Here is a 21457-nt window from a genome sequence, read left to right as displayed (position 1 = left end):
CTTCGATCCTGTTGCCCACAATATTCCCTTCCCTTCGATGTGTACCCGCCCGTACCTGCGGCGTCCACCGCAGGTACGGAAGGGAAGTCAGAGGTCCAGTTTTTCCAGGGCAGCGTGGTAGGCCTCGTGGTAGGTGGGGAATTGTGCGACCTGGTCCAGGAGGGTGTCGACGGGTATCTGGGCCCGGATGGCCAGTGAAGCCTGATGGATCCATTCACCGGCCATCGGCCCGACTGCCCAGGCGCCGATGAGGGTTTTCCGGTCCGCATCGGCCAGCAGGCCTAAGTGTCCGCGCGGATCTTTCTCGTAGGTCCAGGGCCGGGCGATGGCGTGGGCAAGGTCCAGCTCGGCCGAGGCAACCCGGTGTCCGCGTTGTTGTGCCTGGCGGGCGGTCAGCCCGGCGGCAGCGATTTCGGGGTCGGCGAACACGACGCGCGGTATGCCGTCATAGGTGGCGGCGCGGGGCTGGCCGAGAATGGCGTCGGCGGCGATTCTTCCCTGGTATTTGGCCACGTGGGTGAACGGCATGATGCCTGTGACGTCGCCGATGGCCCAGGTGTTCTCCGCGGCGCGGCAGTGCTCATCGACCAGCACTTCGCCGCGATCCCCCAGACTGATTCCGGAATGTTCAAAGCCCAGCCCCTTGGTGCGCGGCTTTCGACCAGTGCCGAAGATCACGACGTCGGCGGCGACTTCGCCGCCATCTTCGCCGTCTGCTTTCTCGAGTCTGATGATGCTGTCTGCGCCCTGACGCCTGGCGTGGGCAGCGGTTGCGCCGAGGCAGACGCTGACGCCGGTTTCCTGAAGGTAGGTGTGGGCCAGTTCCCCGACGCGAGGATCTTCCCGGTCGATCAGCCGCTGTCCGCGGTGGACCAAGGTGACTTTGACACCGAAGCGTGCCAGAAACGTCGCGGTTTCAACCCCGACCGCGCTGCCGCCGATGATCACCGCCCGCCCGGGCAGGGTCGAGGCGGTGTAGGTCTCCCGGTTGGTCCATGCCGTGATCTGTTCGATGCCTTCCAGGGGAGGTATCACCGCGTCGGCCCCGGTGGCGATAATGATGTGCTCGGCGGTGATGTCCCGGCCTCCGGAACGGATCCGGCCCGGCCCGGTCAGCCGTGCCTCTTCCTTGACCACTTCGGCCCCCTGCTTCGCATAGCCGTCCACCTGGGCTTCGTCGTCCAGGTTCCGGATCATGTAGTCCCGGTATTTAGCCGATTCTTCCCAGTCCAGTTCGGCTCCGCTGACGCCGGCGGCTTTTTGTACCTCCATGCATGCCTCAGGCGGCCGCAGGACGGTTTTGGACGGGATGCAGGCCCAGTAAGCGCACTCCCCGCCGATCAGTTCCCGCTCGAAGATGACGACTTTCTTCCCAGCTTTGAGCAGGCGGTCTGCGGCGACCTCCCCGCCGGGCCCCATGCCAAGTACGGCAACATCGAAATGTTCGTTCACGCTGATCTCCTTCAGATTGGCTTGATCTTTCGGGTTCTTCTCGTCAAGCGTCTGTTCGGCACATACTTTGGCGCCCGGGGGTGCGCCTTGTCAGCAGCTGCAGCTGTGCACCCGGTTCTCTGGTTTTCGGGTGATTTGCGCTTCGCTTTCGGCGAGCATTTTTTCGGCCATGTCAGATGCGAGCCGGTACGCGTCCTTCACGGGGATCACGGTGCCCCCGGGATGGTCCTTGAGCCAGGGCTCGGCTTCTTCGGGTGAGGCGAAGAAATGGACCTGGTTGCAGAAAGAGGTGCGCACAGAACTGATGTCGTCCGGATTGATCAGCGACACCACCGCGGTGGCCGGTTCAACATCGGTGACGCCGGAGATGCCGGCACGCAGGCGCACGGGAGTGCTGGCGGAGTCGTAGGCGGAATCGATCCGTGCGGAGGTGCCCAGAAGGGTAGGGAAGATCAGGGTGTCCAGTGCGCACCAGGTGTAGAGCTGCTCGCCGTCCACTTCGAAGCGGTGCCGGGTCGGGCGCTGCGTCAAGCCCATGCCGACGATCCGGCCTGATCCGTCGTACTCGGCGTCGGTCATTGCCGCAAGGGCGGCCCGAACGTCCTCAACAGGGCGGCCGGTGGCGGCGGCGAGGTCCGCTGCGTCTACCGGGTCGCCCAGTGCCAGGAGTTTCAGCAGCGGCAGCCACAGCCAGGGCTGCATGCCGGTTTCGGCGGAGGCGAGGCGGTCGGTGACCTGGCTGACGTTGTTCGTCATCGTTGTTTCCTTCCAGATGGGGATCGGGGCCTGGTGCGATCAGGAGGCGCAGCAGGAGAGTTTGGAAACGTCGGTGGTGAAGGACTGCGCTGCGATCTTGATTCCTTCGGCCATGGTCAGGTACGGGGACCAGAGGTTCGCGACCTGCTCCACAGTCATGCCAGCTTCCAGGATGTACACCCCGGCGGCCGCCAGGTCCCCAGCTTCCTTGCCGACCGCGGTGATCCCGACGATGCGGCCGGTGCTGTTCTCGGCGACGATTTTGATGAAACCGCGGGTGTCCCGGTTCACCAGTGCCCTGGGAACGTATTCCAGGGGCAGGACCCGGCATTCACACCGGATGCCCGCCTCGTTCGCTTCCTTGTCGGTCATGCCGACCGCGGCCAGTGCCGGGCTGGTGAACGTCACCCGGGGCAGGTGCCGGTAGTCGACACGGCGGCCGGCGTTGTTGAAGGCGTTCTCCACCATCAGGGTCCCGTGGGCGGAGGCGACGTAGACGAATTCCCGGTGCCCGGTCACATCCCCTGCGGCCCAGATCCTGGGATTGGAGCTGGCGAGGGTGTTCTCCACCAGGATCTGGCCGGTATCGCCGGTTTTAACGCCAACGGCGTCCAGATTCAACCCGTCAGTGACGGCGCGGCGTCCGGTGGCCACCAGCAGCTTCGCGGCACGGTATTCTTCCTGGCCTCCGGCCACCGTGGCGGCAACAGTCACTTCTGCTCCGGCGGGATCTGTGCGGACCGATGTCACGGTTGCGCGGCGGACCACGCGGATGCCCTCGTCGGCGAAGACGCCCATCAACGCGCGGGATGCTTCCGGTTCCTCGTGCGAGGCAAGCCGGGAGCGGACCAGCACGGTCACTTTTGAACCGAGGCGGGCGAAAAGCTGGGCCTGCTCCAAGGCGACGTATCCGCCGCCGAAGACGATCAGGGACTCGGGCACCTCGCCCAGTTCCATGGCGGTGGTCGAGGTCAGGTAGTCAACCTCGTCCAGTCCCGGCACCGGTGGTGCCCACGGGGCCGAACCGGTCGCGACCAGATAATGGGCAGCAGTCAGGGAGTCGCGGCCGCCGTCAGGTCCGTTGATCTCGAGGACCGGTTCCTCCGGGGTGCCGGCGAACACCGCGGTACCCTGGCGCAGGTCCCACCCGTACTCGGCGGCCAGATCCACGTATTTATCCGAGCGCATGCCCTCAACCAGGGAACGTTTACCGTCGATCAGCGCGCCCATGTCCACCGGGGCAGCCGAAGTGCTGATCCCGGGGAACCTTCCGGATGCGTCCAACGCGACATGCCGGGCTTCGGCGGCGGCCAGCAGGGCCTTGGAGGGAACACAGCCGGTGTTCACACAGGTCCCGCCCACCGTGGAGCGTTCGATCATCACGACCCGCTTGCCCAGATTGGTGGCCCGGATGGCGGCGGCGAAGGCGCCGCCGCCGGAACCGAGCACGGCCAAATCAAAATCCGGTGCTGCCTCAGGCATGAATCCTCCATCAAGTCTTGGATGAACAGCCCAAGGGCGTTCATTCGGTGCGTGCTGTCCCCAGTCTGCACCTTCCCCTGCACTGGAAGGTCAAGAGCGGGAAGCGAATAGCTGGCTATTTTCCGCTGTTACGAAAGCGCTGTGTCCAGAAATGTCTTCAGTGCATCGGCCGTCATGGGCCGGGAGTCGGCCCGGCCCAGGACTTCGCCGTCAGGTGCGACGACGACGGTGCTGTCCAGGGACATGACCGCGTACTTTTGGGTGAGCGCCCCGGTCCGGTCGACGACGAAGGGGTATCCGGGGTTGCCGGCCAGTTCACGGAACTGGTCCACCTGGGTCTTTGTGTTTTCCGGCGTGACGTCCACGGCGACGAAATCTGCCTTGCCGGCGTATTCCTGTTCCAGTTCCTCCATCGCTTCTGCCTGCGGAACGCAGGTGTAGCACCAGCTCGCCATGAAATACAGCACTGTCGGGCGGGTGGAGGGAACGGTGAGGGCCTTGCCGTCCGTAGACGTGATCTCGATACCGTCCCCAGCGTTTCCGCCCGCTGGCCCGGCGGCAGGAGTGATTTCGCTCCCGCGGTTCAATGCTGTGAGGGAAAGGATCAGGATGAGCGCCGCGGCGGCTAGGACGACAGTGATGGTGAAGATTCGCCCGTGGTTTCTGGTCGTTGTCATGGTTTTCCTTACTGGTTGTTGCGCTCTGGCGCCGTGTCGGGGAGAAGGGGTGCCGGGCTGCAGCAAGATTCGGGGCTGTCGCTGATGTCAGTCCCGTCCGCGGCCCTGCTGCTGTCTCGTGTCCTGCTTTTGCTGCGGCGCCGCAGGGACAGGGCAAGGGCGGCGAGGGCGGCGGCCGCCGCGGCGAGGGTGATGAACGGCCAGTTCCCCGAGATGACACCGGACAGCGCTGCGCTGGCTTCGGTGACTGCCCCGCTCATGATCCCCCCGGCCTGCCCGCCGTACAGGGCCGGCACCCAGTAGAGCAGCAGGTAGATCCCGGCGAGGACGAGCGCGGCTCCGCCGAGACGGTTAACAAACGGCAGGAGCTTTCGGACGTGGCGTGCCAGTGCGTCACGAGCGACCGCTGCCCCGAGGGACAGAAGGACCAGTACCACCGAGGAACCCAGGGCGTAAGCGGCGAACACCGCCAGCAGCCCGGCCAGGCTTCCCGTAGATACGGCTTGGGCGACGACAGCCAGCAGCAGGGCCAGGCTGCAGGAGAGCGCCGCCACCGCGTACGCCACCCCGTAGCCAAAGACCGCCCCGAGGCCCGAACCGGTCCCGTCCGTCTTCAGAAACCGGGGCAGGTTCAACCTCGTCCCGGGCAGCTGCCATCCGAACACCATGCCAAGGCCGGCGGCCACAATGACGACTCCGATCAGCGCCGCCGCCCAGGGCAGCGCCGCCGCCATCGACCGCAGACCCACAGCGGCGAGCAGGCCGGCCGCAACAAAGACAGTGGCGAAGCCGGCGCTAAGGGCAACCCCGGCCCGAAGGCCTGCAAGCAACGGCCGCTTCCGTCCCGCACCGGGGCCGGAACCAATGAAGTACGCCAGATAGGTTGGCAGCATTGCAAACCCGCAAGGATTCACCGTGGCAAGCATCCCGGTCAGAAACGCCAGCCCCAAAACCGCCGTCATGCCTCCGACCCCGCATCCTCAGCGACAGGCGCAGTGGGCAGGGAGAGCCCGGAGCGCGCCCGCTCCAGCGATGAATGGCTTGTTGGAGCGGCACCTCCCGCGGACGGGCTGGCCCCCGGACGGGAACGGGCGCAACAATCCGCCCCCCTGCTGGCGCGGCGCAGCGCCAGCAGGAGCAGAACCCCAGCGGTAAGGGCTGCGGCGGCAATGAACCAGAGGTTTCCGACCATTGCGCCTGCTGCAGCGAAAACACCGGCGGCACCTGCCAGAACGGGTACCCCGCAGCACACGAGCGCCACCATCACAACACCGACGGAGGACAGTAAAGCGCCTGCCGCAAGCACCAGGCCAGGGCGCTCCCGCCCCTTCACCCCAATTGACATGATCATCCCTTCCTATGTCCGGCTCTTGTCCTGGGCCCCGGCAGGAGGCCGGACGAAACCGGACGGCCAGTATTCCGTCTCAACCCATCCTCCACCTTCCACCACAGGGGAAGGTCAAACCGGGTGCGGAACCCGTCTGGGCGCCACCGCCTCTGCGGAACCTTCCAGTACAATGGAAGGATTATGGGCGCTTTCGGAACGAGATAAGGACCTGACATGCGAATCGGTGAAGCAGCGGCCGCTGTCGGTATGACAACGAAGACAATCAGGTTTTATGAGGACCGGGGGCTGCTTCCCCCGCCTGAACGCTCGGCCAACGGCTATCGAGACTATGCACAAGACACCCTAAGCCGTCTTGAATTTATCCGCCGCAGCCAGATTGCGGGGCTGACACTGGCGCAAATCCAAGGCATTCTGCGGGTCCGCGATAACGGCGTAACGCCATGTAGCCACGTACGGGACGTCCTAGGGAAACAGCTGGTGGATCTGGACCGGCAAATCGCGGAACTCACCGCGCTACGGGCGACCGTGGCCGAACACTATGCAACTGCTGAAGCAGCCGACCCGGAGTGTTGCGACGCGGAACAGATCTGCAGTTACGTCTGACCCGTCTTCATGCGTGACCGCTTAGCCCGCCTCGCGACAGCCAGTGCCGTCTGCAGCTCCGCAGCGCCTGGCTCCACGGCCCGGAAGGCCTCCGTGCCGACGGCGTTCAGTCCCATAGCCGTGCTTACCTGGCTTATCCGATAGGCACTGATCAGCCGTGTATCGCTATCAGAGGCAAAGCCCAGGGCTGCTCCGTCGCCAGCCAGGAATTCCCTGATTTCATCGACCGTTTCGTTAGGTGCAATATCCACGGCGGCATACGCGGGCCGCAGAGAGCTTCGCTGGACCTCGGCGAGTACCTGCGTTCCGGGCACGCAGGCACCGCACTCAATGGCGAAGAAAAAGAGCACCGTCGGCTTCGATCCCGGCAGCGGCACCCGTCCCCCTGGCATGTCAGGCGGTGAATCCGGACGCCGACGATGGGCCCTCCCCAGCCCCGGCTGGGGAGACGGGACGGACGTTAACGATACGAACAGGGTTACTGCTGAAGCTGCGGCAGGGCAGCCGTCATCCGCCGGTGCGCTGGGTGACCCTGCCCGGGACGGGATCTTGATCTGACCGGGCAGCGGGGGCGCAGCAGTCCTTCGTGTCAACTGAAGCGCCTTTCCGGCGGCGCTGGAGCGCCCAGACCAGGACGCCCGCGGCCATCAACACGGCGACGGCGATAACCCACGGATTAGCCAGGATCGAACCCGCCGCGCCCAGGGCGCCGGCCGCGATCAGCAGCGGCAGCCCGCAGCACAGCACATGAAGCAGGAAAAAACCGCCGACAGCCAGCGCTGTCCGGTTGCCCTGCTCCTTGGAAGTAGTTGACACGCTTGTTCCTCTCAATGCTCCGGCATCGTGGCAGGGCCGGAGCTGGCGATAATTGTCAAGCTCTCATACCCAGTATTGACCTTCCCCCACAGTGGAAGGTCAACACCGGTAAGGACTATCCTCAAAAGATTTATCCCCGGAAGCCGCGATGACCCGGACCGCCGGCCGGCCCCATGCAAGTCCGGCTGTCGGAAGTGGGGGACTCGTCAGTGATAAACCTCTGCGGGGGACGAGTGGTGGCCCTGCGGGCTAAAGGACGGATCCTGGGGGCGCTAAGCCGCCCGCTGCCCTATCGGCGGGCGGCAAGGAGTTCTTCCATGTACTCGATCTCGGACTGCTGGGCGGTGGCAATCGAGCGGGCCAAATAGGTCACGGCGTGATCATCGGTGCGTACAAGGATTGCTTCTGCCATGTCGACGCCTGCACCATGATGCACAATCATCAGCTCAAGGTAGAGCCTTTCCGCATCTGTGCCATCAGCCTGACGGAGTCTGGCCAGATCCTGCGGCGAGGCCATTCCCGGCATCGGTGTGATGCCGGAAGTGCCGTTCGTTCCTTTGCCGCTGTGAGCGCCATGGGTGCTGCCGGCCCAGGCCATCGGCGGCCCGGACCCAGCCTGGGGCAGGCCCCACACCGAGAGCCAGCCGTACATCTGGCCTGACTGCTGCTGCTGGGAACGGGCAATATCGTAGGCCAGCTGGGCTATTTCGGGGTCCTCGGTGCGGTCCCTGACGATCATGCTCATGTCTACGGCCTGGAGATGATGCACCTGCATGTCGCGGGCGAACCCGGCCTCCGGGCTGCCTTCGCCCGGGACGCCGGTTCCGGCGGTCAGGCGGCCAACCGCCCACCCGCCAAGCAAGGCCATCACCAGCACGGCCGCGGCAGCGGTAGCGCGCCAAAAAATAGGGCTTGCCGCCATCACTTGCGCCCGGGGGCGTCGATTCCCCCTGTGCAAGCGGCTCCGGGCTCTGGTGAATCCGGTGACTGCCAGTATTTGGAGACAAATAATCCAATCCGCCCGTCCTCTGGCGAGTCAACGCCGACCTGCGCTCCCCAGGCCGTGAGCATGACGGGCGACGCGGTTCCTTCCAAGGGCGAGAGTACGGTATAGGTGTCAGGAAGCGCGGCCTGCAGCGCTTTGACCTGCGCGGCGGTGACTTTGGCCGGATCGTACGTAGCCCAGATGGCCCCGTGTTCAAGCGCGTGAACAGCGTTCTCGTTGGGTACCGGCTGGCCGTAGACGCCGCAGTTGAGCCAGACCGGCGAATGGTCGCCTCCAACCGGTGGAGTCTGCTGATAGCTGACCGGCTGCCTGACATGGTTCGCGCTGAGGCCGCTGAAGGTCTGCAGGCCGGCAACTTCAATGTCCCCCCGGGCCTGCGGTGGCGGATCGTTGGCCAAGGCGAGCATGACCAGGCCGGCCACGACTCCGACTGCGATGAGGGCACCAATAGCGGCGGCGATCCTGCGTCTCGTAGTTTGCCGCGCCTGCTGTGCCTTCACCAACGCCAGTCGGGCAGCGCGGTCTTGCCATGCCTGCTTGGATGACTTGCCACTCGTCACGAGAAACCAACTTGAACGGTGCAAGGACAATGCCGCATATCTTCTGTCTCCATTCCGTGACGGGACCAGCACGGGCCGTACCGCCGATCCAGGTCGCTGATGTGTTCCGCCCAGTATTGACCTTCCCCCAGGGTGGAAGGTCAAGTCGGTGAAGAAATGCCATCAACAAGGTTCCCGCGCGGCGCGCCATCGGAATTCCCCTCCCGCAGTAAAAAAGGCTCTCAGCGAAGGTTCCTTCTCCAGAAGATAACCGCCGTCAGTAAAAGCACGGATCATTTGAACGACGACGGCTTTCCCGTTCCCGGTCGAGAGCCTGTTGCATTGTTGACCAACCATTCACTTAGCTGCCTCCAACTGCACGGGATCGGGCGTTTCGGTGACCGATTCTCCTACCGAACCAGTGTCTCGTAACCTCGATGTCGCATATTCCTAGCGTTTCAAGACAGCCGGCAGGAGAAGACAGCTGATATGTCGGCCGGCTGCAGGGCGCGTTCTGCGCCATTGAAGGATCAGTTGAGGGTCAGCGAGGGTGACATTTAGCGCCGCAAAAAGACCGCCATTTACTGCTGCGATTCACAGCATTCATGAGCGACGCCCAGGCCGCAATACCTACACGCTTGAGGTCAAAGCAGCGAGGCCAGGCAATCGCGGGTTTAGGTGTGGGGCAGATCCTCTCATGGGGGTCCACCTTCTACCTCCTGGCAGTACTTGCTGACCCCATCACGACCGACACTGGCTGGCCGAAGTCGATAGTCGTAGCGGGTGTCTCCGTGGGGTTAGTAGTGGCAGGGCTCGCGTCCCCTCGCATCGGCGCCCTCGTGGCCGGCAATCACGGACGTGCCGTATTGATATTCAGCGCCCTACTGCTGGCCGCGGGTCTCGTAGTCCTCGGGTGCGCTCAGAGCCAATGGTGGTATCTGGGCGCGTGGGTGATTCTCGGGCTGGGGATGAGCGGTGGACTGTACAACGGGGCATTCGCGATTCTCGGCCACACCTATGGGGCTTCAGCAAGGTCAGCCATCACGTTCGTCACCCTCTTTGGCGGATTCGCGAGCAGCGTCTGCTGGCCGCTGAGCACTCTGCTCGTCAACGAATTCGGTTGGCGCTGGACCGCTTTCGTTTACGCCGGCGCACACCTACTTATCACCGCACCCCTCTATGCGCTCACGATCCCTACTCGCCCGGACGCGTCACCAACACCGAATAGGCCCACGTCACAGAATTTGGAGGAGCACCTCAGCAGGGCACCCCGTTGGCCGTTGATTGTTCTGGTCGCCATGGTCATCACTCTGGGAACGTCCATTGCCGCGTTGATGTCGATGCACATGTTCTCGTTGCTGGCTGGCGTCGGTATTGCCGGCGCTACTGCCGTTGCTCTTGCCGCGCTCATTGGCCCGTCCCAAGTGGGAGCCCGGTTGATCGAGCTCATCGTTGGGCGCAAACATCATCCACTGTGGACGCTACTCATCGCGACCTTTGCGACAGCGGCAGCAATTCTTCTCCTCGGGGTCGGAGCCCTCACTCCTCTCCTCCTGGTAATTATCTACGGGGTCGGGATCGGGTTGAGTTCCATTGCGAGCGGGACCGTACCCTTGGCGCTTTTCGGACAACACGCCTACGCCAAGATTATGGGCCGCATCGCGCTTCCATCCCTACTCGCGCAAGCGGCAGCACCGATCATCGGAACCGCGCAAATCGAGCACGTCGGTCACATATACACACTGATATGGGTCGGGGCAGCCGCGTTGATCGCGTTCTTGCTGACGGTCTTACTGATGCTACTTGAGCAACGCAGACGGCAACCCCTCATGGTTCACAAAGGCCATCCGATGTGAAACCTGCTCGAACCGGTGCGTCTCGCAAACATTGCTCGCGATGCATAGTTTGGGGACACGGATTACGAGACGCAATTCGCCCCGAAATCGAGGAGCCTAGACACCGTCTAATAAACGACCGTATACGGCCAATAGCCATACGGCCCGGGCACACTAGGGCATCATCTTGGCCGTGGCGGCACTGACCATCTCTGCGAAAGTATGACCAACGGGATCCAACTCGTTTGCCGGGATTTGATTCCTCGTGCCTGATGGTTGGCAAAGTGTATGGGACGTCAACGAAATTGGCCGCTGGGAGAGCTGCGACGGTGAGGGATCAAGCTTCTCTAATACCTCTTCCGAATTGAATCCGTGCTGTAACCGCACCCGTGAGTGCGACAAGGTTGGAAGGCGCAACTTCGACCTCGAGGCCGCGCCGACCGGCGCTGACGAGCACTGTCTCGTGGTCCGAAGCGCACTCGTCCAGCACCGTGGGAAGGCGCTTTCGCTGAGCGAAGGGAGAGATCCCTCCGACGACGTAACCGGTGACCCGTTCAGCCACGTCCGGTTCGACCAACGCAGCTCGTCGGCCCCCGACCGCTGCAGCCAGCGCCTTGAGATCGAGTCGCTTGAACACCGGCAGAATCGCCACGACCAATGCACCGTCGACATCAGTCAGGAGGGTTTTGTAGATCCGTGCCGGATCCACTCCCAACGCGGCGGCCGCCTCCAACCCGAATGACAGCTCGCTAGCCGGGTTGTGCTCGTAAGAGCGCAAAGTGTGAGGAATGGCTGCCTGTTGCAGCAGCCGCAGCGCAGGGGTGGCGCCGGCACGTCGCGCTGACTTGGCAGTTCTCATAGACCAATCTTGCTTCTCCGAGGGTGGCCAATTACGGACGTTTGCGGATGAGTTCACACCGCTAAGCCCCAATCGACCGATTGTCAGGGCAATCCCACTGACCCCTATTGGCCGGAACGCTGTAAATGAGGCTCGTCATTTGGATGAGCGGACGATTCTTTCCCCCTGGTCATCGACGACGAGCGCTTGATCATCTCGCAGCGGTTGCAGCTCGTAGTCCGTGCTGAACGTCTGCAGAACTCGATTGATCAACTCGGTGGGATATGGCGGCAGCTTCCCGTCTGCATGAGGAACGATGGTCGTGCCGATGAGGCCAAGACCTTTCGTGTCGCGCAGGAGCGGGCCGTCCGCGGGATCATCCATCAGAGACAGCGGAGCTACGTCGGGGCCAGCGATGATCGAGCCGGCGCTGCTGCCGATGTAAGGGAGCCCTGCTCGCACATGGTCGGTTATCACGGCATCGTTACCGGTCATTCTCAACGCTTCAAGGAGCGCAAAGGTGCTGCCGCTGGCAACGTACATTGCATCGATCTCTGTCAAGACTGCGTCTAGCTGTGAAGGCGTGAGACTGCGAGCTTCGATGTAGGCCACATCATGACCGAGGGCCTCTATGCGCTCGCGTTCTGCTTCCACAAAGGGGGCAGCGCTGTAGCTAGCCTGGGCGTCTGTCACATATCCGATCCGGAGGCGGCGGCGGCCGGCGATCTCAATCGTGGCTGCGAGGAACGTTTCAACCGCGCCGGTATTTGTGGACAAAAGCAACAGATTCATGCTGAAACGCTATCTTCACGACCGGCCACACTCAAACGGTCCGCAAACGACCGGCGGACACGGTCCAATAAGGACCGTGTCTTGACGAACAGCTTCGTAATTTACTGCATAACATCAACGTGTGACAGAGCCGCAAAGTGACATTGACGTCACTAAGCCTTCAAAAATCTCATTACGAGAAGTCGTTTTCGCGTCCGGTGGATTGTTCGTGGGGGCCTGCGGCGTGGGAATCGGCGCCGCGGTCTCAACGGCGTACTGGCCTGCAGCTGGACAGTACTTCCGAGATTTTTTTCTGAGCCCTGCTTTGGCCAGCTTCGGAGCTGTCGTCGCAGCTTGCATCGCTTTCGGTGGCCTCCGGATGCAGTCCAAGGTGTCACAAAAGTCAATCGAAACAACCAAGGCAATCGCCGAAGCCGACCTTACGCACCAGAAGGAAACGAATCAGTTTACGCGCGAACGAGAGGCGACTCTCGCAGAAGAAACCTCATGGTGGAGGAGCTTCGATTGGATCTCAGGCCAAGCGATAACCCCAGATCCCAATGGACTTACCTTAGACCGCAGACTTCTCTTTTCTGCAGCACAAAAGCTAGCTTCCGACCTTTCGGATGACCAGTCAGTTCGAGGGTTCGCTCTTTCGAGCGTGGCAGATGCTCTGTCTCGCCCCGTCGAAACTACTGACGCACCTCAGGATGAAAGTGATTTGGAGAGCACAGCAGACTCCCCAAACACTGACGTGCAGCAGTGGACCCCAGCGACAGTGGCTGCTCTTCGTAGCTACGTGAACGCCACCCGCGGTAGTTCGAGCGAATCCGCGGTCGCCGAGGCGGCGCTGTATGAGGAAGAAATCCTTGGTGCTCTCTCGGCGCGCTATGAGATGTTCGATAGCGAGTCCCGCCCGAGCATGCGTCGCGTTCGTCGGGGCCCTGTCGATGCGCAGGTCATCTTCCCAAGCAAGAAGCGCGTTGGGATCTGTATCAAGGGCTACGACCCAGGTAGCAAAAACGCCTTCTACAAACTTCTCAGCGTTGCAAAGCAGATGGATGCTCGCTTCACCACGGAAAGGGCCGTCGTACTCGTATCCCCCGTTGATGTACCTGTTGAAAAGTCCATCGTAGGGAGAGTAGTGATCGTTAAGTGGGCAAGAGCCACTGATACCGATTTCCTTATCGACACGATCTCGCGCCTTGGACGCTACTCCACCGCGTAACCCAAATGCCCATTTTCGATTGGTAACGACTAACCAGCACTTAGGGGCCCGCTTAGGCAGCCGAGTACTCCCTCCAGCGACTGACAACCGTAACTTTCGGTGGACATCATTTAGCGCGCGAGAACCTGCCCACCGAACAAGATTTGTGCGACACCGAAGCCGATGAGGCTGACGACTGCGGTAGCGCCGAGCCCGCAGATGAGCCCTTCTCCCCGCCACCACCTCCAGCCCGCCCTCAGGAGTAGGGATAATCCGATCAGGTGTGCGACTACCAGTGGCACTCCACCGATAAGTGCCGCGAAACCTGCCATAGTCGTCCCGGCAGCTTCGGCTTTGCCCTGCTCGGTGATTTCCTCGAGGGTGGCAAACCCCATCCAAGTCCAGGCGACGGTCATCACGCCCACACCAATGCCCACGTACGTCCAGAATGCTGTTCGCGCGCGTTTCAGCTCGTACGTTTCGTACGGTGCTCGTGAGGCCACACCCAAGAGCGTACGCTCCCGTTCAGCTGGCAGGATGGGCCGATATCTAACGTCTGGCTACTCCCATCGCACCCGTGCACCGAACACCCAATGACGACCGCCCGTCGAACCAGCACCGTTCCTCGCCCATTTCGGTTCTCCACGTTGCCTTCAGCTTTGTCCGTTCACGGGTCGCATGCTTCCACTTGCTGCTCAATATCAAGGCGCATAAGGCGAGCCCTGTCAGCGAGCGACTGATAGTGGGACTCTTGGCTCGCAATCTCTGGGTTTCCATTGAACTGCATCCGCACCCGTTCGTCGTCTGCTTCGTTCTGCATGACTCCCTCATACTCCTCGAGCGCTTGCACAAGAACTGTGTAGTCGTCGTCATGGGCGAGGTTAAGCAGCACGGAAGCCACCGAAGGCTGGGGGTGATCGGATGTCATGAATCGGATCTTACCGACCAGAGCCGAGGGTTGTAACTAAGAGCACGGCGCGCAACACGCCAGTAAATTGGCGCCTTGTCGGAAGCGCAACGCATAATAGGCACTCGAACATATGTTCGATGATTGTGGGGCGACATGCGAGTGGAAGATGTGCGGGTTCTCGACCCCGACGCGCCTGCAGTGCCGATTCCGCTCGCAGGCATTGAAGCCGCCTGCGGGTTCCCTTCCCCCGCTCAGGATTACGAGACGACCGAGATCGATCTGAACGAACATCTGATGCCGAACCGGGTCTCGACGTTCTTGATTCGCGCGCGCGGCAACAGCATGACTCAAGCCGGGATCTACGACGGTGACGAGCTCATCGTGGACCGCTCGATCAAACCGGAAGACGGGCACGTCGTAGTCGCTGTCGTCGACGGTGAGATGACCGTGAAGCGCCTTCGCTTGACGCCGGTGGGTGTGGTCCTCTCGGCGGAGAATCGGCAGCACCCCGACATCAAGGTCGCGGAATTGTCGGAGCTGCACATCTGGGGCGTCGTAACGAGGAGCCTGCATCGTGTCCTCCGAGCGTAAGCGAATGATCGCGCTCGTGGACTGTGAATCGTTCTACGCAAGCTGCGAGCGGGTCTTCGATCCAACTCTCTACGGCCGCCCCGTCGTGGTGCTCTCGAACAACGACGGTTGCGTGGTGGCGATGTCGCGCGAGGCGAAGGCGCTGCAGGTTGAGATGGGCGCTCCCTGGTTCAAGATCAAGGATTGGGCAGCAAGTGCCGGCGTCGTCGCCCGCTCGAGCAATTACGAGCTGTACGGTTCGCTGTCTGCCCGGGTGATGAACCATCGCATGTTGCAAGAGATGCAACTGTTCATGCTTGCAAACGACGACTATTGGCCGCTCTCGGTGCCGAACTGCCCTGACCTTAGCAAGCGAGATGGTGCGGTTGCGGGGTATCGACTTGACACGGTGATGCACTGCCCCATACTTTGTTGCATCTAATGCAAGATTTTGGCGGGTCTCCTGCGGCGCTTCGGCTGATCACATCGGCGTCGAACGTGACGTTGGCGAACCCGGAGCAGCAGGTCTTCGGCGCGATGGTGGACGGCTGGCGGAATCAGCAGCTGTCTCGCGGGCTGCGTGAGCAGACCATCAAGAACCGTTTGGCGACGGTGACGCGCTTCCGTGATTTCGCGGACAAGCCGCCGTGGCGGTGGACGGTCGCCGATGTCGATGAGTTCACGGCCGAGGCCGCGTCGAGCGTTCGGGCGTTGTCGACGCTGCGGCATCACCACGGAGCGATCCGCGGGTTCTGCGACTACCTCACGAACCCGTTGTACGACTGGATGGCGATCTGCGATCGGGAGTTCGGCGAGGTGCCGTCGCAGGTGTGTCTCCCGTGGAACACGGTCGCGCATCGGTTCGAGTTCGAGGGCGATGGGAAGCGTCGCCCGTTCACGTACGACGAGGTCGAGCGGCTGTTCGACACTGCGGATGCGCGGGTGGAAATGCTTGTGACGTCGGGGCGGAAGGGTGCGCTCGGCGCGTTGCGGGATGCGCAGTTGCTGAAGACGGTCTATGCGTTCGGTCTGCGCCGGACCGAGGCCGTGATGCTGGACACGGTCGATCTGCACCACAACGCGAAGATGCGGCAGTGGGGGCGTTACGGCGCGATCCACGTGCGGTGGGCGAAAGCGGCCGGCGGAGGCGCGCCGAGGCGGCGGACGGTGCTGCTGGTGCCGGAGTTCAACTGGTGGGTGCCTGGCATGCAGCAATGGCTCGAGCAGGCCCGCGACCGGTTTGCTCCGGGTGACGGTCTGGATGCGCTCTGGGTGACCGAGCGGCGGACTCGGTTGTCGGCTGGCTATCTCGACCGGAGGTTCGCGGAGCTGCGCGACGAGGCCGGCCTGTCGAAGGATCTGACGCTGCACAGCCTCCGTCATTCCTACGTCACGCACCTTCTGGAGTTCGGGTATGCCGACCGCTTCGTCCAGGAACAGGTCGGGCATATGCACGCGTCAACGACGTCGATCTACGCATCCGTCAGCTCCGACTACAAGAACCGAGTGCTCGCCGAGGCGCTGAGGGCCCTCATCGAAGGAGAAGCAGATGACCGTTGAGCTCGAGACCGGGTGGAACCTGCGAAGCGTGATGGCATCGCGCGGGATCTTCCAGACCTCCAAGCTGAAGCCGCTGCTCGAGGATCGCGGCGTCGACCTCTCGCGTGAGCAGGTCTACCGGCTGGTGACGCAACCGCCGCAGCGAGTGCGCCTCGACGTCCTCGCGGCGCTCTGCGATGCGCTGGAGTGCTCGCTCGATGACCTCGTGACGATCACGCGCCGCGAGGCGGCCGTCCCGGTCGCGGTGGGCGAGGAAGCAACGCGCGGGTCGATCGGCGATCTGCGTCCGGTCCGCGCCACCATCCGCCGGCCGCGCACGAAGTAGTCCGCGGTGGCAAAGCCCCCGCAGGAGCCGAGAATCGCAGAAATCGTCGCTCTCGTCCGTCCGATCGTCCCCCAGATTCAGACCGAACGCCTAGCGGAGATCGTGGTGGCGGTCGCACCCGTGCCGCTGACACAACGGCTGCTCGAGCTCGCACTCATCAAGCAGCCCGGGGTCCTCGAAGGGAAGCACCGGAACGTCCCGGTGACGGTCCAAGACCTGGCCCACGCGCTTGTCGACGAAGGAACAGACACAATCGTGCTGCCAACCTGCGAGTCGTGTGGACGCGCGGTGCGCATGCCCCACAAGACACCGACCGGCGGTCGGCATTGTTCCCGGTGCGAACGGAACGCCCGGTCCGTCGCCTGCGCGACATGCGGTCGCGTCCGACCGGTGCAGCGCACGATCGACGGGCGGCGTTACTGCCGTGAATGCTGGCGTGCCGATCCTCGATCGTTCGACGACTGCTCACGGTGCGGGCAACGCGCGACCATTGTCGTCCGTCGCCCCGAGCTCATCTGCCTGGGCTGCTACACCGCGCCGATCAAGACCTGCGGGCTCTGCGGAGAGCCTGGCCGCGTCGCCACGCACATTGACGGTCGGCGGGTCTGCGCCCGCTGCTACTACGCGATGCGTTCACCGCAGCCCTGCCCTGAATGCGGACGCAAGGTGTTCCTCACTGGATTCATGAACGGTCAGAAGGTCTGCGCCGAGTGCGCGGGCTCGCCGATCACGATGGCGTGTCCTGGATGCGGCTCGATCGAAGAGATCCGCAAGCATCACCTCTGCGTCGAGTGCCGCCGGCCGATCGCGATCCGGCAGCTCCTTGCGGATGAGGCGGGAGGGATTCGTGCCGAGCTGCAGCCGCTCGCAGAGTACCTGATCACGCACCATGGCAGCGCGGTTTCGCTCGAACGCTGGTTGCACAAGAGCAAGTGCGCGACGGTGCTCCGGGAACTCGCGGACGGAACCGTGTCCCTCACCGCCGACGCGATCATCACCAGAGCACAATCCGGCCAGTCAGTCGCGTTCTTGCTGTCGCTTCTGGTCCGCGCTGGCGTGCTGCCCGAGCTGGATGTCGAGGTCGCTCGTTTCGATCATTGGCTTGAACACTGGCTTCCCGGAATCGAAGATGTCGAGGATCGACTGATCTTGCGCCGGTACTGCACCTGGGAGCTTCTGCGGTCCACCCGAGCATTCCGGTCAACTCCCGGGAGCCGGTCTCGATCTGCGTCGGGCTTTCAGAAGCAGCGAGCAGCGATGAAGTATTGCGCCGCGTTGCTCCAGGAGATCCGGTCGCGGAAGGAGACTCTCGCGACGTTCCCCCAACGGTCCCTCGACGCCTACGTCACCGATTCTCCAAGCCAACGGGATGCGCTCGCGCCGTTCACTCGCTGGCTCCGACGCCACCGGCTGAGCACCCTCAAGGTCGAGTTCCGAATCAGTCGCCTGGAGGGCCGCGACTACGCCTCTGATCACCGGTGGCAGATGGCTCGGCGATTCCTCACCGATCCATCAGTGGACCCGAGTACCCGAGCCGCTGGACTGCTCGTGCTGCTCTACGGCCTCCATCTCACCCGCATCGTCGCGCTCACCCGAGATCAGGTCGACGCGACCTCACGGCCCGTGAAGCTCACCATCGGGACCGAACCCATCGAGCTACCAGAGATCCTCGGAGAAGCGATCGTCGCGCTCGTCGAGAGAACCATGCAGCGCCCGGAGGCGTGGCTCTTCCCCGGCCGCAATCCCGGCCACCACCTCACACCCGGACCGATCAGCCGACGGCTCCGTGACGAAGGCCTGCGCTCAGGGAGCGCCCGCACGACAGCGCTTATCGAGCTCAGCCGTCAGATGCATCCCCGCATCGTCTCCGACCTGCTCGGCATCACTCCCGCCGCGGCAGCCGCTTGGGGACGCCTCGCCGGAGGGGACTGGACGGAGTATCCAGATCTCCGTTCCAAGGCAGACTGACCGCTCCCCGCGCCCAGTCTGACCTCCACCGCCGACGAAGGCAGACCTCACTTAAAGCGCACTGCCTTCACCCTGCCCTGTCGTCGCGTCCTCGATCGCAGCACGGAGCTGTGCGACGCTCGGAGACCCGGACGGGCCATCGGCAGTCCGATAGACCCTGCAGGCGAGACCGACGAAAGCATGCCCCTCGGCGAACGGGTCAACTCCATCGATAAGGACCGTCGGGGAGCCCCGGAAGCCTACCCGTGCCGCGTCCTCGGGCGTTTCCACCGAATGATGGGCGATCGTCACGTCCCCGCCGCAACTGTTGAGCGCCTGAGCAAGCCGCTGCTCCAGCAGGTCACGATTCGGGCAGCCGTCGAAGGACTGAATCGTGATCTCCATATCGAGCTCCTCTCAAGAGCGTCGTGGGCTTGGTCCGAAGGTCAGACTCTTACTGGGGAGTCCGCGCGCGAGTCGACTGACGCGGTCAGCGCTACCCTCTTCGCACGGGCAGCACGCAGGCCGTTGGCGATGACGACAACCTCGGCGACCTCGTGGACCAGCACGACGGCCGCCAGGCCCAGGATCCCGGTGATGGCCAGCGGCAGGAGCACGGCGATGATCGCCAGCGACAGCACGATGTTCTGGTTCATGATCGCCCGTCCGCGGCGGGCGTGCCCGAGCGCCTGCGGGATCAACCTGAGGTCGTGGCCGGTGAAGGCGACGTCGGCGGACTCGATCGCGGCGTCGGAGCCGGTCGCGCCCATCGCGATGCCGACCGTGGCGGACGCCAGGGCGGGCGCGTCGTTGATACCGTCGCCGATCATGCCGGTCGGGCGTTGCGCCACCGACGCGGTGACCTCGGCGGCCTTGTCCTCCGGGCGCAGCTCGGCGCGGACGTCCGAAATGCCCGCGATCCGGGCGAGCGCGGCCGCGGTGCGGGCGTTGTCGCCGGTGAGCATGACGACCTCGACGCCCTGCGCCTGAAGAGCGGCGACGGCCTCGGGGGCCTCGGGGCGCAGCTCGTCGCGGACACCGATCACACCGACCACACTCCCGTCGCGAGCGACCATGACGCAGGTCTGCCCGTCGGCCTCCATAGCGGCGACCTGCTCGGCCAGCCCGTCGGGGGCGATCCATCGCGGGCTTCCGACCGCGATCTCGTGGCCGTCCACCTGCCCGGTCACGCCATGCCCGGGCTGCTCGGTCACCTCGGACGCCGTAGGCGCGCCGGGAGCGGCGCTGGTGATCGCCGTCGCGAGCGGATGCGTGCTGTTCTCCTCCAGAGCCGCGGCCCAGCCCAGCACGTCGTCGCGGGCGACCCCGGGAATCGTGGCGACATCGGTCACCGCGGGCTCGTTGCGCGTCAGAGTGCCGGTCTTGTCGACGGCGATCCGGCGCAGGGAGCCGAGGCGCTCGAACGCGGCCCCGCTCTTGATGATGACGCCGAACTTGCTTGCGGCTCCGATCGCCGACACCACGGTCACGGGCACAGCGATGGCCAGCGCGCATGGCGAGGCGGCCACGAGCACGACCAGGGCGCGGGTGATCCAGGTCTGCGGGTCGCCACTGAGCAGGGAGCCGAGCACCCCGACCAGCACGGCGAGGACCATCACGCCGGGCACCAGGGGTCGGGCGATCCGGTCGGCGAGCCGAGCACGCTGGCCGCGGTCCTGCTGGGCCTGCTCGACCAGGCCGACCAGGGTTGTCAGCGAGTTGTCCGCGCCGTCGGCGGTGGCGGTGATCTCCAGCGCGCCGGAGGCGTTGATCGACCCGGCGGCGACCTCGTCGCCGACCCCGACGTCCACGGGAATCGACTCCCCGGTGATCGCCGAAGTGTCCAGGCTGCTGCGACCCGCTGCCACGGTGCCGTCGGTGGCGACCCGCTCGCCGGGCCTCACCCGCAGGACATCCCCGGCCTTGACGTCGCGGGCGGGCACCTCGACCGCGGTATCGCCCCGGACGACCGTCGCCGTCTCGGGGACGAGCCTCAGCAGTGCCCGAAGCCCCGACCGGGCGCGGTCCATCGCCTTGTCCTCCAGGGCCTCGGCGATGGAGTAGAGGAACGCCAGGGCGGCGGCTTCCTCGACGTAGCCGAGGATCACCGCGCCGACGGCGCTGATCGTCATCAGGAGCGAGATGCCCAGCTTGCCCTTGGTGAACAGGCCGCGCAGCGCGCCCGGGACGAACGTCCACGCGCCGAGTAGCAGGCCGATCCACAACAGCGCCAGTGCAGTGATCCCGGCGGCGGCGCTCTCCCCGGCCGTCCATTCGGTGATCAGCCCGGCCAGGAAGAAGACGCCCGAGGCGACGGGCACGAGGATCGCGGGATCGCGCCACCAGGGGCGTTCGACTTCTTCGCTCTCCTCCACGGCGACGGGGGCGTCGTGGTCGCAGCCGCATGCCGCGCTCATGCCTTCGCCTCCGTCCCGCAGCAGCCCGGCACGGAGCACCCGGGATCGACGCACGGCGCGCTCTCGTCTACCGCCAGCGTCACGTCCACCAGCGTCGTCAGCGCCGCAGCGAGGTGCGGGTCGGCGATCTCGTACCGGGTCTGCCGACCCTCCGGCTCGGCGACCACGATCCCGCAGTCGCGCAGGCACGTCAGATGGTTCGACACGTTCGAGCGGGTCAGCTCCAGCTCGCGCGACAGCACGGCCGGATAGCTCGGCCCGTCCAGCAGGGTCATCAGGATTCGGGAGCGGGACGGGTCGGCCATGGCGCGGCCCAGCCGGTTCATGACGTCGAGGCGAGAAGCAATGGTCAGCATGCAATGAACTATACAGTAACGACTGAACAGTCTCCACGTTCG

Annotated in this window: 24 protein-coding genes; 8 read left to right on the top strand and 16 right to left on the bottom strand. The window is 64.0% G+C overall.

Annotation, left to right across the window (positions count from 1 at the left end; genetic code table 11):
• Positions 1–87: 87 nt before the first annotated feature.
• The 5 genes from AB0O71_RS10595 to AB0O71_RS10575 form a co-directional block, all read right to left on the bottom strand.
• Complete coding sequence (locus AB0O71_RS10595) at positions 88–1452, bottom strand: NAD(P)/FAD-dependent oxidoreductase (protein ID WP_363745054.1); 1365 nt, start codon at positions 1450–1452, stop codon at positions 88–90.
• A gap of 90 nt (positions 1453–1542) precedes the next feature.
• Positions 1543–2208 (bottom strand): organomercurial lyase MerB, encoded by a 666-nt coding sequence (gene merB, locus AB0O71_RS10590; protein WP_363745052.1) that lies wholly within the window; start codon positions 2206–2208, stop codon positions 1543–1545.
• A gap of 39 nt (positions 2209–2247) precedes the next feature.
• Complete coding sequence (gene merA, locus AB0O71_RS10585; protein ID WP_363745050.1) at positions 2248–3690, bottom strand: mercury(II) reductase; 1443 nt, start codon at positions 3688–3690, stop codon at positions 2248–2250.
• Positions 3691–3818: 128 nt separating this feature from the next.
• Complete coding sequence (locus AB0O71_RS10580; protein WP_363745048.1) at positions 3819–4367, bottom strand: TlpA disulfide reductase family protein; 549 nt, start codon at positions 4365–4367, stop codon at positions 3819–3821.
• An 8-nt stretch (positions 4368–4375) separates the two neighbouring features.
• A complete protein-coding gene (locus AB0O71_RS10575) occupies positions 4376–5329 on the bottom strand; it encodes a cytochrome c biogenesis protein CcdA (protein ID WP_363745046.1) in 954 nt (317 codons plus the stop codon).
• Positions 5330–5928: 599 nt separating this feature from the next.
• On the opposite strand from AB0O71_RS10575, the gene AB0O71_RS10570 reads away from it, so the two are divergent.
• Entirely contained in the window at positions 5929–6318 is a 390-nt protein-coding gene (locus AB0O71_RS10570) for a heavy metal-responsive transcriptional regulator (RefSeq protein ID WP_363745044.1), read from the top strand.
• Here AB0O71_RS10570 and AB0O71_RS10565 read toward each other — a convergent pair.
• From AB0O71_RS10565 to AB0O71_RS10550, 4 genes are all read right to left on the bottom strand, one after another.
• The gene (locus AB0O71_RS10565; protein ID WP_363745042.1) at positions 6309–6695 is read right to left on the bottom strand and encodes a hypothetical protein; all 387 of its coding nucleotides are present in this window, start codon (positions 6693–6695) and stop codon (positions 6309–6311) included. The genes AB0O71_RS10570 and AB0O71_RS10565 overlap by 10 nt on opposite strands.
• 130 nt (positions 6696–6825) lie before the next feature.
• The gene (locus tag AB0O71_RS10560; RefSeq protein WP_363745041.1) at positions 6826–7134 is read right to left on the bottom strand and encodes a hypothetical protein; all 309 of its coding nucleotides are present in this window, start codon (positions 7132–7134) and stop codon (positions 6826–6828) included.
• A 289-nt stretch (positions 7135–7423) separates the two neighbouring features.
• On the bottom strand, positions 7424–8056 hold the full coding sequence (locus AB0O71_RS10555; protein WP_363745039.1) for a DUF305 domain-containing protein: 633 nt from the start codon (positions 8054–8056) through the stop codon (positions 7424–7426).
• On the bottom strand, positions 8056–8640 hold the full coding sequence (locus tag AB0O71_RS10550) for a DUF3105 domain-containing protein (RefSeq protein WP_363745037.1): 585 nt from the start codon (positions 8638–8640) through the stop codon (positions 8056–8058). The genes AB0O71_RS10555 and AB0O71_RS10550 overlap by 1 nt, the downstream gene beginning before the upstream one ends.
• 644 nt (positions 8641–9284) lie before the next feature.
• Here AB0O71_RS10550 and AB0O71_RS10545 point away from each other — a divergent pair.
• On the top strand, positions 9285–10535 hold the full coding sequence (locus tag AB0O71_RS10545) for an MFS transporter (RefSeq protein WP_346057237.1): 1251 nt from the start codon (positions 9285–9287) through the stop codon (positions 10533–10535).
• A 316-nt stretch (positions 10536–10851) separates the two neighbouring features.
• Here the strand turns inward: AB0O71_RS10545 and ybaK are convergent, their stop codons facing one another.
• Positions 10852–11373 carry a Cys-tRNA(Pro) deacylase gene (ybaK, locus tag AB0O71_RS10540; protein WP_363745034.1) on the bottom strand — a complete coding sequence of 174 codons (522 nt, stop codon included), beginning with the start codon at positions 11371–11373 and terminating at the stop codon, positions 10852–10854.
• A gap of 135 nt (positions 11374–11508) precedes the next feature.
• Positions 11509–12144 (bottom strand): Type 1 glutamine amidotransferase-like domain-containing protein, encoded by a 636-nt coding sequence (locus tag AB0O71_RS10535; protein WP_363745032.1) that lies wholly within the window; start codon positions 12142–12144, stop codon positions 11509–11511.
• Positions 12145–12265: 121 nt separating this feature from the next.
• Between AB0O71_RS10535 and AB0O71_RS10530 the strand changes: the two genes are divergently transcribed.
• The gene (locus tag AB0O71_RS10530) at positions 12266–13351 is read left to right on the top strand and encodes a hypothetical protein (RefSeq protein ID WP_363745029.1); all 1086 of its coding nucleotides are present in this window, start codon (positions 12266–12268) and stop codon (positions 13349–13351) included.
• Positions 13352–13461: 110 nt separating this feature from the next.
• On the opposite strand, the gene AB0O71_RS10525 is transcribed toward AB0O71_RS10530, so the two are convergent.
• Complete coding sequence (locus tag AB0O71_RS10525) at positions 13462–13833, bottom strand: hypothetical protein (RefSeq protein WP_363745027.1); 372 nt, start codon at positions 13831–13833, stop codon at positions 13462–13464.
• Between the two features lie 164 nt (positions 13834–13997).
• A complete protein-coding gene (locus tag AB0O71_RS10520; RefSeq protein ID WP_363745025.1) occupies positions 13998–14258 on the bottom strand; it encodes a hypothetical protein in 261 nt (86 codons plus the stop codon).
• A 135-nt stretch (positions 14259–14393) separates the two neighbouring features.
• On the opposite strand from AB0O71_RS10520, the gene umuD reads away from it, so the two are divergent.
• The 5 genes from umuD (at position 14394) to AB0O71_RS10495 (ending at position 18663) form a co-directional block, all read left to right on the top strand.
• A complete protein-coding gene (umuD, locus tag AB0O71_RS10515; protein ID WP_363745023.1) occupies positions 14394–14831 on the top strand; it encodes a translesion error-prone DNA polymerase V autoproteolytic subunit in 438 nt (145 codons plus the stop codon).
• Positions 14815–15252 (top strand): hypothetical protein, encoded by a 438-nt coding sequence (locus AB0O71_RS10510; RefSeq protein ID WP_363745021.1) that lies wholly within the window; start codon positions 14815–14817, stop codon positions 15250–15252. Before umuD ends, AB0O71_RS10510 begins: the two co-directional genes overlap by 17 nt.
• Before the next feature lie 56 nt (positions 15253–15308).
• On the top strand, positions 15309–16370 hold the full coding sequence (locus tag AB0O71_RS10505; protein ID WP_231291502.1) for a tyrosine-type recombinase/integrase: 1062 nt from the start codon (positions 15309–15311) through the stop codon (positions 16368–16370).
• Entirely contained in the window at positions 16360–16695 is a 336-nt protein-coding gene (locus AB0O71_RS10500; RefSeq protein ID WP_010155377.1) for a helix-turn-helix transcriptional regulator, read from the top strand. The genes AB0O71_RS10505 and AB0O71_RS10500 overlap by 11 nt, the downstream gene beginning before the upstream one ends.
• A gap of 684 nt (positions 16696–17379) precedes the next feature.
• Positions 17380–18663, top strand: a complete 1284-nt coding sequence (locus AB0O71_RS10495) for a hypothetical protein (protein ID WP_363745018.1) — start codon at positions 17380–17382, stop codon at positions 18661–18663.
• Between the two features lie 51 nt (positions 18664–18714).
• On the opposite strand, the gene AB0O71_RS10490 is transcribed toward AB0O71_RS10495, so the two are convergent.
• The 3 genes from AB0O71_RS10490 to AB0O71_RS10480 are packed head-to-tail and all read right to left on the bottom strand — an operon-like array spanning position 18715 to position 21415.
• Positions 18715–19047, bottom strand: coding sequence for a thioredoxin family protein (locus AB0O71_RS10490; protein ID WP_363745016.1), 333 nt, complete (start codon positions 19045–19047; stop codon positions 18715–18717).
• A 41-nt stretch (positions 19048–19088) separates the two neighbouring features.
• A complete protein-coding gene (locus tag AB0O71_RS10485; RefSeq protein ID WP_010155381.1) occupies positions 19089–21059 on the bottom strand; it encodes a cation-translocating P-type ATPase in 1971 nt (656 codons plus the stop codon).
• Positions 21056–21415 (bottom strand): metalloregulator ArsR/SmtB family transcription factor, encoded by a 360-nt coding sequence (locus AB0O71_RS10480; RefSeq protein ID WP_010155382.1) that lies wholly within the window; start codon positions 21413–21415, stop codon positions 21056–21058. The genes AB0O71_RS10485 and AB0O71_RS10480 overlap by 4 nt, the downstream gene beginning before the upstream one ends.
• Positions 21416–21457: the final 42 nt, after the last annotated feature.

Source organism: Leucobacter sp. NPDC077196 (assembly GCF_040687075.1).
Classification (GTDB): Bacteria; Actinomycetota; Actinomycetes; order Actinomycetales; family Microbacteriaceae; genus Leucobacter.
The sequence above is the reverse complement of the archived record's forward strand: the minus strand, read 5'-3'. Positions and strand labels throughout refer to the sequence as shown.

What these genes read in the sequence shown, in the direction of transcription:
- merB (WP_363745052.1), bottom strand. Translation starts at nt 2,208, where the DNA reads ATGACGAACAACGTCAGCCAGGTCACCGACCGCCTCGCCTCCGCCGAA.
- merA (WP_363745050.1), bottom strand. Translation starts at nt 3,690, where the DNA reads ATGCCTGAGGCAGCACCGGATTTTGATTTGGCCGTGCTCGGTTCCGGC.
- AB0O71_RS10580 (WP_363745048.1), bottom strand. Translation starts at nt 4,367, where the DNA reads ATGACAACGACCAGAAACCACGGGCGAATCTTCACCATCACTGTCGTC.
- AB0O71_RS10575 (WP_363745046.1), bottom strand. Translation starts at nt 5,329, where the DNA reads ATGACGGCGGTTTTGGGGCTGGCGTTTCTGACCGGGATGCTTGCCACG.
- AB0O71_RS10570 (WP_363745044.1), top strand. Translation starts at nt 5,929, where the DNA reads ATGCGAATCGGTGAAGCAGCGGCCGCTGTCGGTATGACAACGAAGACA.
- AB0O71_RS10555 (WP_363745039.1), bottom strand. Translation starts at nt 8,056, where the DNA reads ATGGCGGCAAGCCCTATTTTTTGGCGCGCTACCGCTGCCGCGGCCGTG.
- AB0O71_RS10545 (WP_346057237.1), top strand. Translation starts at nt 9,285, where the DNA reads ATGAGCGACGCCCAGGCCGCAATACCTACACGCTTGAGGTCAAAGCAG.
- ybaK (WP_363745034.1), bottom strand. Translation starts at nt 11,373, where the DNA reads ATGAGAACTGCCAAGTCAGCGCGACGTGCCGGCGCCACCCCTGCGCTG.
- AB0O71_RS10535 (WP_363745032.1), bottom strand. Translation starts at nt 12,144, where the DNA reads ATGAATCTGTTGCTTTTGTCCACAAATACCGGCGCGGTTGAAACGTTC.
- AB0O71_RS10520 (WP_363745025.1), bottom strand. Translation starts at nt 14,258, where the DNA reads ATGACATCCGATCACCCCCAGCCTTCGGTGGCTTCCGTGCTGCTTAAC.
- umuD (WP_363745023.1), top strand. Translation starts at nt 14,394, where the DNA reads ATGCGAGTGGAAGATGTGCGGGTTCTCGACCCCGACGCGCCTGCAGTG.
- AB0O71_RS10500 (WP_010155377.1), top strand. Translation starts at nt 16,360, where the DNA reads ATGACCGTTGAGCTCGAGACCGGGTGGAACCTGCGAAGCGTGATGGCA.
- AB0O71_RS10495 (WP_363745018.1), top strand. Translation starts at nt 17,380, where the DNA reads ATGAACGGTCAGAAGGTCTGCGCCGAGTGCGCGGGCTCGCCGATCACG.
- AB0O71_RS10490 (WP_363745016.1), bottom strand. Translation starts at nt 19,047, where the DNA reads ATGGAGATCACGATTCAGTCCTTCGACGGCTGCCCGAATCGTGACCTG.
- AB0O71_RS10485 (WP_010155381.1), bottom strand. Translation starts at nt 21,059, where the DNA reads ATGAGCGCGGCATGCGGCTGCGACCACGACGCCCCCGTCGCCGTGGAG.
- AB0O71_RS10480 (WP_010155382.1), bottom strand. Translation starts at nt 21,415, where the DNA reads ATGCTGACCATTGCTTCTCGCCTCGACGTCATGAACCGGCTGGGCCGC.